We start from the raw sequence: 11,652 nt of genomic DNA, 5'->3' as shown, positions 1-11,652 counted from the left end.
TGGTGGTGGGGGCCTTAGCACAATCATGACAAGGCGCAAAGCGTCACTTGTCTGTACGGCGGCTCAGTTCGTTTTTCGCAGCACTCCAGGTCGCCACGCAATAGGGCGTGAAATAGTTGAGAAAGACATGTGCCCAGGCGACGGGCAGGCCGTGCAGGATATTTTCACCCTGGTTGATAATGTTCAGTATGGTGCCGATCACCAGCGACACCTTCAGGGCATTGACCGCGATACGGCGGCTGAACGCCACCCGCCAGAATTCATGCATCCGTGTCCCCAAGCCAGAAGCCCCACCACCACGCCCTGCGGGCGCGGTCCCCCTCCCCGGCGTAGCCGGGGAGGTACAAAAAGGTATTACCGCTTCAGTCTCAAGGTCAAGCCCACCGTGCGCGGCTGGCCCATGAAGGCGTCGTAGGTGCCGCTCTGGAAGGGCGCCGCGAAGGCGACTTGGTAATAGGTCTCGTCCATCAAGTTCTGGCCCCAAATTTCCAGCGTCCAGCTCTCATTCGGCGCGCCGATGCTAAGGCGGCCGTTATAGAGGGTATAGGCCGGCTGCACCTTGATCGGCGACAGGTCTGATCCGGTATTATAGTCGCTGTTGTACTTGGCACTGAAAGTGGCGGCAAAGCGATAGCCGCCGATCTCGCGCGTATAGTCGAGGCCATAGATGCCCGACCAGCGCGGCGCGAAGGAGGCCGTACCATTGGCCAGCAGGGGCAGGCCGGGCACCGCTTCCGGGCCGAACTTCGCTTCGTCATAGGTGATGCCGCCATTGAACCGGAAATCGCCGATAGCATAACGGCTTTCGACCTCGATACCCTTTGAGCGCAGACGCGGCACAGAATCGACCACAAAGGTCGTGCCGAGGAAGGTGTTGAGCTGAAAGTTGCGGAAGGCTTCATCAAACGCCGCCACATCAACGGCCAGGCGCCTGTCGAGGAAACGGCCCTTGAGGCCGACCTCGTAAGACCGCGAGGTTTCCGCCTTGAAGGACGAATCCGTATCCACCGTGTAATCGGTCTTTTGTTCGCGGTCGAGATTGAAGCCCGCGCCCTTCCAGCCGGTGGCGTAGGTGGCGTAGGTCATGAGGTTCGGCGTCGCCTGCCATTTCAGCCGGAGCGAGCCGGTGGTGGCGTCTTCGGCATCCTTCTGCGACAGGGTCAGATCGTTGAAGGCCGGATTGGACCACGGCAGGCACAGAACCCCCAGCGAGCCGGTCGCGTTGGCGCAGGCAATGCCGCCGTCACTGTTGGTGAAAGCCGAGGTCAGGCTTTTGGTCTGGTGGTTATAGCGCAGGCCGCCCAGCAGGGAGACGGTGTCGCTGAGGAACCATTCGGCATGACCGAAGACCGCCAGGTTGCGTTCATGCTGGCGATAGGTGTCGTGATTGCCCTGGCCCGCCACGAAGGACTGACCCACGGGCAGGCCGGTCAGTTCCGATACGCGGTTGATATTGGCGCCGCCGCTGAGCAGCAGGCCGAGATAGGATTCATAATCAGCGCCATAGAGCGTTTCGTCATGGCGCGTCAGGTCTTCCGAATTGGCATAGAGGCCCGCCATCCACTCGAAGCGCGCGCTTTTGCCATTGAGGCGGAGTTCCTGCGACCAGGTGTCGATGCGGTTGCCGAAACCTCCGTTCGGATCACGATAATAGATATCGGCGCTGGAAAAATCGGCATCGTAGCCATTGGTGTGATCCCAGTGGCGATAGGCGGTAATGGAGGTAAGCTGGACGTTGTTGGCCAGACGCAGATCCCACTGGGCCGACAGCCCGGAATCGACCAGCTTCTGTGTGGTCGGGCGGTTTGACCAGGCTTCGCGGGCTTTGGGATCGACCGTCGAGGCCGTGCCGTCATCGGCGGCCAGTTGATCGACATAGGCGCGCGTGCCGCCAATGGCGATGGCGGTGCCGACGCAGCAGGATTCGTCGCGCTTTGTGTAATCCCCGATGATGCGCAGGCGCGACCAGCCGTCGCCATCATAAAGCAGTTGCCCACGGGCCGACCAGTAGTTCTGGTCGCCGTCATCTGTCCGGGTGCGCGGGCCATCGCCGGTATGGACCGTATACTGGCCATCGCGCTGGCGCTTCACCAGCGAGAGCGATCCGGCCCATTTGTCAGCCAGCTTACCCGTGGCGTAACCGGCAATCCCAAGCGTGCCCTGTCCGCCGGCGGTCAATTCAAGGGTTTGCGACGGCGTGAACGACGGCAGCTTGCTGACCACCTGGATCACGCCGGCCGAGGCGCCCTTGCCATAGATATCGGATTGCGGGCCTTTCAGCACTTCCACGCGATCGAGCACCCCTAAGTCGCTCATCGCTGTGGCGGTGCGGGCGCGCGACACGCCATCGATCACCACGCCAACGGATGAGTCGAGACCGGGATTATCCCCCACCGTACCAACCCCGCGCAGGCGCGCCGTGGTCTGGGCCTCATTGGCCGTCGAGGTGATCAGCAGCGAAGGCGTCAGGGTCTGCATGTCCTTCAGGTCATGCGCCCCGGCCTTCTCCATCTGGTCGCCGGAGACGACCGACATGGCGATCGGTGCCCGGCTCAGCGGCTCGGCCTTCTTTTGTGCGGTGACGATCACCTCGGTGGGTTCGGCTTCGGTGTCTTGCGAGAACGCAGGGGTATTCAGCCCCGCCAGCAGAACGCCGGCGAGCGCCGTGCCCGTCAGGAGACGGCACGAAAGGGTGGAAATCATATTTGGCCTCTTTTTTACAGCCCCATTTTCGGGGTCTATGCCCCGCCGCCCTAGGCCCTTTGCGACGCCTTCGCAAGCGCATAAAAAGTGTGGCAGCGCCATCTTTACGCTACGTAAGCCTGTAATGCCTTATCTACCAAGGAATCGGGCATTGGGCGAAAAACACGGTTTTCCGCCACTGTGATCCGGAAATGACAGTCCTCTTGATATACGGGCGCGGGCTGAAACCTTACGTTAAGTTATGCTGCCTAGGGTTGCGGCAGCAACAGGGGGTATCACATGATCAACAAGCTGCGTCTGGCCATCCGCAACGACCTGGAGGCGGCCGAAGAGGCCCGCGCCTTTGGCTCCGGCTGGATCAGCGGCGTGCTGGGCCTGGCGCTCGGCGGCTCAGCCCTGCTGCTGCTGCTCAGCCAGCAATATCCGGCGTGGTTCTCGGTTGATGAACTCGATGCGGTACACAAACACCCTTTTTATATGGTGGCCGTGCAGATCATGACGTTTCTGGGCTTCGGGCTGGCCTGCCTGAATCTGATCCTGCGGCGCAACAAGATCATCGGCTTCACAGCCATTGTGCTCGTCCTAGCCACGCTGTCACTCGGCGCGCTCGGCAGCCGCCAGCCGGGCACCGCCGCCGCGCTCAATCTCGGCATCGACTGGTTCGTGCTCAACCTGCTGCTCAAGGGCCTGTTGTTCGTGCCGCTGGAAAAGCTGTTCAGCGGCGTGCACAGACAGCCCCTTTTCCGCACCGAATGGCGCGAAGACCTGTTCTATTTCCTGATCTCCAGCCTGTTCGTGCAGTCCATGGCCTTCATTTCGCTGGCGCCGACCCTGGCCCTCATGGAGCAGACGGGAAGCTGGGGCGGTTTCCGCGCCATGGTGGCCGGCCAGCCCTTCCTCATTCAGATCATCGAACTGATGATCGTCTCCGATTTCATGCAGTATGCCTTCCACAGATCCTTCCACGCCGTACCGTTCCTGTGGCGCTTTCACGCCGTCCATCATTCGGCGCAGGCCATGGACTGGATGGCCGGTTCGCGGATGCACCTGATCGAAATCCTGCTGCTGCGCGGCTTCACCATTATCCCCATGTACCTCCTCGGTTTCAGCCAGGGCGCGCTCTATTCCTATATCTTCTTCGTCTATCTCGTTTCGGCCTATGTTCATGCTAATCTGCGCTTTAATGACAAGTGGCTTTCGCCCTTCGTGGTGACGCCGCGTTTCCATCACTGGCATCACGGCATCGAAAAGGAAGCGATCGACGTGAATTTCGCCGTCCATTTCCCGTGGATCGACAGGCTTTTCGGCACGTATTACCTGCCAAAGGACGGGAAGTGGCCTTCCGGCTATGGCATTGGCGGCCATCCGGTGCCGAAAGGCTACTGGAAGCAATTCTGGTATCCGTTCAGGCGGGAAAACTGACGCAGTAAAATAACGGCCGACGAACAAAAAAGCTTACACGCGCCGGCAAAGCCATTTAAGAGACGGGACCAGAAAATCATATCCAGAGAAGAGGCGTCCCAAATGGCTTTCCCGGTTCCCTATGTTGCCGCTCATGACCGCTATAGCTCCATGCCCTACCGCCGCTGCGGCCGGTCGGGGTTGAAGCTGCCGGCCATTTCGCTTGGCCTGTGGCAGAATTTCGGCGGCGCCGATGTCTTCGAGACCGGTCGCGCCATCCTGCAATATGCCTTCGACAAGGGTATTACCCATTTCGACCTGGCCAACAATTACGGCCCGCCCTATGGGTCTGCGGAAGAAAACTTCGGCCGCGTCATGGCCAGCGATTTCAAGACGTACCGCGATGAACTGGTGATCTCGACCAAGGCCGGCTGGGATATGTGGCCGGGGCCCTATGGCGATGTCGGCGGCTCGCGCAAGTACCTGATCGCCTCGTGCGACCAGAGCCTGAAGCGCATGGGCCTCGACTATGTCGATATCTTCTATTCGCACCGCGTCGATCCGGAAACCCCGCTGGAAGAAACCATGGGCGCGCTGGCCACACTGCATCGCCAGGGCAAGGCGCTCTATGTCGGCATCTCGTCCTACTCGCCGGAACTGACCCGCAAGGCCGCCGAAATCCTGAAAGGCGAAGGCGTGCCGCTGCTCATTCATCAGCCGTCCTATTCGATGCTCAATCGCTGGATCGAGGATGAACTGCTCGATACCCTGGCCGAACTGGGCACGGGCTGCATCGCCTTCTCGCCGCTGGCTCAAGGGTTGCTATCGAACAAATATGTCAACGGCGTGCCGGCCGATGCCCGCGCCGCCAAGGCAGGCTCGTTCAATCAGGCCATGATATCGGACGACAATATTCGCCGCATCAAGGCGCTGAACGCCATCGCGCAAAAGCGCGGCCAAAGCCTGGCCCAAATGGCCATCGCCTGGGTGCTACGTGACAGCCGGGTGACCTCGGCCCTTGTTGGCGCCCGCACGGTCGAACAACTTGCCGATACATTGAAATCGCTCGATAATCTGGGTTTCACCGACCAGGAACTGGCCGATATCGACACCTACGCCACCGAAGGCGGCATCGACCTGTGGAAGGTGTCGTCGACGCTTTAAACTGGCCGATACTGTAACGCCCCATGAACCCCGTTTTTGCCGATCTGCCCGTCAGTATCTTCGAGACCATGTCGTTGGAGGCAAAAGCGCGTGGCGCGGTCAATCTGGGGCAGGGCTTCCCGGAGACAGACGGCTTTCCCGACGTGCGCGAAGCCGCCGCCCGCGCCTTGATGGATCAGTCCAACCAGTACGCGCCCATGCGCGGACTGCCGGTCCTGCGTCAGGCCGTGGCGGATTTCTATCGGCGTCGGCAGGGGCTGGAACTCGACCCGGAGACGCAGGTGCTGATCACTTCGGGCGCCACCGAAGCCATCTGCGCGACGATTTTTTCCATGATCACGTCGGGCGACGAGGTGGTGGTGTTCGAGCCGATGTATGACGCCTATGTGCCGCTGATCCGGCGCGCCGGCGGCATTCCGCGCATCGTCCAGCTCGATCCGCCGCACTGGCAGTTCAGCGACGACGATCTGAAAAGCGCATTCAATGACCGGACCAAACTGGTCCTGATCACCACGCCGAACAACCCGACCACGCATTGCTTCACATTCGAACAACTGACCCTGCTGGGCGACTATTGCGAGCGGTTCGGCGCTTATGTGATGAGCGATGAGGTATGGGAAGAGGTGGTTTTCGATCGCTCCCATGTCAGCGTACGGCATATTCCGGGCCTGGCGCGGCGGTCGATCAAGATCGGCTCGGCGGGCAAGATATTCTCGCTCACCGGCTGGAAGGTCGGTTTTGTGGTGGCCGAAAAGGCGTTGATCGACCAGATTGCGCGGGCGCACCAGTTCATCACCTTCGCCACGCCGCCGGCCCTGCAACATGCGGTGGCTTTCGGCCTGGGTCTGCCTCAGGCGCGCTTCGATACAGCCCTGGCGGAACTGAAGGACCAGCGGGATTATCTCAGCGCACGGCTGACGGGCGCCGGCTTCAAACTCCTGCCGGCCGAGGGCACCTATTTTCTCAATATCGACTTGCGGGCTTCCGGCATCCAAGGCTCCGGCCTTGAGTTCGCCTATGACCTGGTGCGACATCACGGCCTGGCCACCATTCCGCTCCAGGCATTTTGCGAAAGCGGGCGTGACCTGCCTGTGTTGCGCCTGTGCTTCGCCAAGTCCCGCGACAGTCTGGAGCGGGGTGCAGCCGCTTTAATCAACTATTGATTTTCATAAATTAGTTAACAGAAACAACGGTTGAATATTAACCACGTCCGTCGACCAGCGCCTTCAGGGCGGCGAGAATTTCCGCGCGCGTCTTCACGGTCGGCTTGCCAAGTCCGCCTTGGTGCGCCGGCGGGATATGCGCCACCGGATCGCCCTCGGTCTGGAAAATGTAGTGGTCGAACATGGCCTTCCAGTAGTGCTTGTCGGCCGGTGAAATGTCCTTCAGCGCCAGCAGTGCAGCCAGGAAAGCCGCCATCGGGTTCTCGGCCGTGGGGGCGCTGTTGCCCCACCAGTAATTGATCAGCACATTGAAGGTGTCGAGCGACTGGACATGGTGCCACCAGTATTTCGGCACATAAAGCGCGTCGCCTGGCTCCAGTTCGGCCACGACCGCCGTTTTCAGGGCCTCGGCAAACCGGGGGAAGCGCTCGAAATCGGGCTCTTCAAGACTGGCCAGGGAAATGGCGCGCCCCGAAGGCGTATGGTCCATCGGCCCGATATAAAGATTGGCCACCTGCTCGGGCGGAAAGAGGGTAAAGCGGCGGCGCCCGGCCGCCACGCAGGCAATATTGTGATCATTGTCATTATGCGTCTGCGCGCGTGTCGCATTGCTGATCCAGATGCGCGGCTGGACGGCCGGCGGCAGGATGGGGCAGGGATTTTCGGCCACGAACCGCGGCAGGTGCAGCCGGGTTTCGGTTGACTGGATATAGATCCAGGGGGGATTCGGGTGCGCCGCGGCGGCCAGGATCTGGTCTATCCCGGCCGAGACGGGCTTGAGACGGCGATGAAAGTTGAAGTCGCTCATGTCCGGACCATAGGCGAAGCGGCCCTTGATGGCGTTATTTGCCTCCAACACGCTGGCCGGATGACCGTTATCCAGCCCCTTCAGATAGGCGGCAACTGCTTGTGTCCCGTCCTGTCCAGCCTTGACCGCCGGCCAGTGCGCAACAAGCCCCTTCATCAGAACGGGTCTGCCATCGGTCACCAGAGTCGAAAGACGCTCTGGTGAAGGACGCACTAGAGTTTCGACACCGGGAAATGGGGGCAGGGCGACTGTTTTTGACATAAGGTTAAACTTTGAGCTGACGAGTTGAGGCGCATCCACAGGCGATCGGCCACGATCATATTTTCCGGTAAAAGCAGGGCTGCGCAATGAAAACTTGCCTGAAAAATCAATTATATTGACCTGTCTACAGGATTTGGAGTGTCATATTTCATTAACGTGTGTCGCCGCGTGTCTCTGCCGACAGCGAGCGGCGCGTGTCCCGAAGTGCCGGTTTGCATTTCGCGGAAATTTTGAAAAAGACAAGCGAAAACAGATATTTGAAAATTCGGTGCAGTTGTGATTTTTTGGTTTTGGGAAGGCGGCGGGGCTGGATTGATGTTTCAAAGTGTTAGGTCGAGTGTGACATTCGCGCCATTGTCGGCGTGGATTATGGCGGAAATGTCATAATGTGGCTGGATATTCGGTCAACAGTTCGGTAAAAAAATAAATACGAAATAATAAATCAGGTTGAGACGCATCCAGGGGTCATTTTCGGTATTTATAATGACACGCGGCCTTAGATAACATTGATATTTGACGCTAAAGTCAAAAAGTGGAATCAAGGCAATAATTTCAAGCGTGCAGTAGTGCCAAATCCGTCAGGCTCAGATCGCATAACCTCAATCAGATTGTTTTTTGTACAGCGGTCTCACCGGCAGAATCTCGGGTCTGCCGGCAATGACAATTAGGGAGAAGAAAGTATGAGAAGTTTTGGAGTTAAGGCCCGGACCGGGCTGACTCTTCTGAAGGGCGGCGTGTCCATGGTTGCGCTAACGGCCCTGGCCGCCACTCTGGTGGCTCCGGCTTACGCGCAGGATACCACAGAGCCTGCCGCTTCTGATGATACGGCGCAGGAAGTCGTCGTCGTCGGTGTCCGCAAGGCCCTGAAATCGGCCCAGGATATCAAGAAGAACGCCGACACGGTCGTCGATTCGATCACGGCGAACGACATCGGTTCGTTCCCGGACAAGTCGGTCGCCGAAGCGCTTCAGCGCGTCGCCGGCATCACGGTCAACCGCTTCGCCGCCACCGGCGATACCGCGCACTTCTCGGCCGAACCGTCGGGCGTTGTCGTCCGCGGCCTACAGCAGGTCCGTTCGGAATTCAACGGCCGTGACATCTTCACCGCCGACTCGTCGCGTGGCCTCTCCTGGTCCGACGTGTCGCCGGAACTGATGGGCGGCGTCGATGTCTACAAGAACCAGACCGCGGATCTGATCGAAGGCGGCATCGCCGGCACGATCTCCCTGCGCACACGTCTGCCGTTCGATCAGAAGGGCCGTGTCCTGGCCGCCACCGCCGAATATACCTACGGCGACCTGGTCAAGAAGGGCGCCGGCACGGTTTCGGGCATCTATGCCGACCGCTGGGATACCTCGGCCGGTGAATTCGGCTTCATGATCAATGGCGCCCACTCCGAAATCTACACCAATTCCGAAGGCGTCGCCCTGGGCCGCATGGTCCCGGTCGTCAATTCGTACTGGGGTGATACCAACCGCCGCTATATGCCGATGACCACGGCCCTGCGCGACAATACTTATTATCGCGTCCGTGACGGCATCTCGCTGGCCGGCCAATGGCAGAACCACGACCACACCATGGTCGCCACCCTGCAATACAACCAGTCGAAGAAGCGTGAGCAGTGGGAAGAATACGTCGCCACCTCCTCGACCGGCGTCGACGCCTGGGCGCAGCCGATTAACTATGTCTACACATCGGATAACGTCCAGTGCCTGGGCGGTGTCTCCAACTGTACGTTTGACGACAACGGCTTTATCCAGTCGGGTACGCTCGTCAACGGCAACGGTGCCTGGTACGGCTCGTGGACGGCTCCGGATGGCGCCACCTCGCCGAACGGCCTGATGCGCACCTGCTATTCGTGGGAGGCTTCGGCCACCTGCCCGGCTTCGCAGCGCGCCGGCGGCTATGCCAACGACACGCGCTGGAGCGACAGCCTGAACGACACCAAGGACATCTCGTTCAACTTCAAGTGGGATGTATCGGAACGTCTGAAGACCAATTTCGACATCCAGTATGTCGATGCCGTCCAGACCAATTATGACATCTCGACTGAACTGGCGACCTATGCCGATGTCGCGCTCGATTTCACCGGCGACGTGCCGAAGTTCACGATCGACAACGCTCACACCGAGGGCTGGTATCTGGCGCCGGGCGGCATCGCCAATCCGGCCAACTACCGTCAGCACTTCATCATGGACCACGTGACGGATTCGGACGGTCATGAATTCGCCACCCGCGCCGATCTGGCCTACAGCTTCGATTCGCCGTGGCTGAACACCCTGAAGGCCGGCGTTCGTTATGCCGATCGCGAACAGACCGTTCGCTGGACCACCTATAACTGGGCCAGTGTCGTCAACAACTGGTCGAATTACGATGCCGACAACTACTACATTACCGGCTCGGCATTCCCGGATCAGAATGCCTACGGCATCCATACCTTCGACAGCCACTTCTACGGCGGCGATGTCACCAATATCACCGACGGCGTGTTCTTCAATATCAACAACCTGAAGGACCGTACCGGCCTGGCGAATACCTTCGATGCCACGCACTATCAGCCGCGTTACACCGATGGTACCCTGTCGAACCAGTGGACGCCCATCTGCCACCGTGCGGGTGAGGACAGCCGCTGCTTCCTGCCGGCGGAAATCGCCGATGTGTCTGAAAAGACCAAGGCGGCCTATGTCCAGTTGAAGTTTGGCGGCCCTGATGCCACCATCTTCAATGGCGTGACCGTGGTTGGTAATATCGGTGTCCGCTATGTCGAAACCGATAATGCGAGCGCCGGTGGCGTGAACTATCACAACACCACGGTTTACGACACAGATCCGATCGTTCCGGCTGATCCGGTAACGGGCGCGCCAGCGCACCCCAGCCTGAGCTACTATGTGTCGGCTGAAGATCGCGCGTTTGCCGGCACGGTGGATACCAACACCTATACGGTGGACGTGACTCATAAGAACTGGCTGCCCAGCTTCAACGTGCGTTTCGGCCTGACTCCTGAGTGGTTCGTGCGTTTCGCGGCCTCGAAGGCCATGTCGCGTCCGGATATCGGCAACCTGAAGTACTATACCAGCGTCAGCATGGCTCTGCCGAGCACGTCGTCCCTGTCGTTCTCTGATTACAATTGTACCTCGGCCAATTCGCCGTTCAATTGCGACAGTTCGGGCAATATCGTCAGCACCAAAACCCGCTTCACGGCCAACGCCAACAACCCGTATCTGAAGCCGATCACGGCCGACCAGTTCGACCTCTCGATCGAGAACTACTTCTCGCAGACCGGTTCGTTCACCTTTACCGGCTTCTACAAGCAGTTCCACGACTACATCACCTACGGCAAGTACGTGCAGAACTTCACCAATTCCGGCGTTACCCGCCCGGTTGAGGTCAGCGGTCCTGTCAATGCCAGCGGTGGCGCGATCAAGGGCTTCGAAGTGGCCTATCAGACCTTCTTCGACAACCTGCCCTCGCCGTGGAATGGCCTAGGCATCCAGGCCAACTTCACCAAGCTGAAGAATGACGGCATCGAAAGCACAGGCGTTGTCACCAATTCCGGTGACGGCTCCTCCGGCCAGGCCGGCGGCGGCACCTCGGTGGCGGCCCTGGGCTTCACCAAGCTGCCTCTGGAAGGTCTGTCGGATACCACGTACAACCTGATCGGCATGTTCGAAAAGGGCAAGTGGTCTGCGCGTCTGGCCTATAACTGGCGCTCCAAGTACCTCGTGACCCGTCAGGACTGCTGCGTGGCTCTGCCGATTTGGCAGCGTGCCGCGGGCTTCCTCGATGGCCGCGTGGCCTACCGCATCAACGACAATGTCGAAATGTCGCTGGAAGGCACCAATTTGCTCAGCACCGAAACAGTCCTGATGCAGCAGGTCGATGGTCCGATGAGCGACGGTACGGATCGTCCTCTGCTCCTCCTGCCGAACGCCTGGTTTAAGAACGACCGGCGTATCCAGGCTCAGATCCGTCTGAAGTACTAATCCTTCGGAAGGCATTTGATGAGACGCGCTGCCCCGTGGCGGCGCGTCTTTTTTTGTTAGCAATTATGTCGCGCCCAAGCCCTTTGAACGCGCTTGACCCTTGCGGAAAATGACCGCACATTCGCGGGAAAACCCGGTTATGCTGAGCCGGAAACAAGAGAATAAAGTG

At 59.5% G+C, this 11,652-nt stretch carries 7 protein-coding genes; 4 read left to right on the top strand and 3 right to left on the bottom strand.

The features are described 5' to 3' along the window. Positions 1 to 43 precede the first annotated feature (43 nt). Complete coding sequence (gene nrtS / locus BLO49_RS08180) at positions 44 to 268, bottom strand: nitrate/nitrite transporter NrtS (protein WP_090646862.1); 225 nt, start codon at positions 266 to 268, stop codon at positions 44 to 46. Positions 269 to 354: 86 nt separating this feature from the next. After that, the gene (locus tag BLO49_RS08175; RefSeq protein WP_090646858.1) at positions 355 to 2,703 is read right to left on the bottom strand and encodes a TonB-dependent receptor; all 2,349 of its coding nucleotides are present in this window, start codon (positions 2,701 to 2,703) and stop codon (positions 355 to 357) included. Between the two features lie 279 nt (positions 2,704 to 2,982). On the opposite strand from BLO49_RS08175, the gene BLO49_RS08170 reads away from it, so the two are divergent. From BLO49_RS08170 to BLO49_RS08160, 3 genes are all read left to right on the top strand, one after another. Further along, entirely contained in the window at positions 2,983 to 4,125 is a 1,143-nt protein-coding gene (locus tag BLO49_RS08170; RefSeq protein WP_090646855.1) for a sterol desaturase family protein, read from the top strand. A gap of 102 nt (positions 4,126 to 4,227) precedes the next feature. Further along, positions 4,228 to 5,268 carry an L-glyceraldehyde 3-phosphate reductase gene (gene mgrA, locus BLO49_RS08165; RefSeq protein WP_090646852.1) on the top strand — a complete coding sequence of 347 codons (1,041 nt, stop codon included), beginning with the start codon at positions 4,228 to 4,230 and terminating at the stop codon, positions 5,266 to 5,268. A 23-nt stretch (positions 5,269 to 5,291) separates the two neighbouring features. Next, entirely contained in the window at positions 5,292 to 6,431 is a 1,140-nt protein-coding gene (locus tag BLO49_RS08160) for an aminotransferase (RefSeq protein ID WP_090646849.1), read from the top strand. Between the two features lie 37 nt (positions 6,432 to 6,468). On the opposite strand, the gene BLO49_RS08155 is transcribed toward BLO49_RS08160, so the two are convergent. Further along, positions 6,469 to 7,500 carry a cupin-like domain-containing protein gene (locus BLO49_RS08155; protein ID WP_090646847.1) on the bottom strand — a complete coding sequence of 344 codons (1,032 nt, stop codon included), beginning with the start codon at positions 7,498 to 7,500 and terminating at the stop codon, positions 6,469 to 6,471. Positions 7,501 to 8,180: 680 nt separating this feature from the next. Here BLO49_RS08155 and BLO49_RS08150 point away from each other — a divergent pair. Further along, positions 8,181 to 11,483 (top strand): TonB-dependent receptor, encoded by a 3,303-nt coding sequence (locus BLO49_RS08150; protein ID WP_090646844.1) that lies wholly within the window; start codon positions 8,181 to 8,183, stop codon positions 11,481 to 11,483. Positions 11,484 to 11,652: the final 169 nt, after the last annotated feature.

It is taken from the genome of Asticcacaulis taihuensis, from assembly GCF_900100255.1.
In the GTDB taxonomy this organism is placed as follows: domain Bacteria; phylum Pseudomonadota; class Alphaproteobacteria; order Caulobacterales; family Caulobacteraceae; genus Asticcacaulis; species Asticcacaulis taihuensis.
The sequence above is the reverse complement of the archived record's forward strand: the minus strand, read 5'-3'. Positions and strand labels throughout refer to the sequence as shown.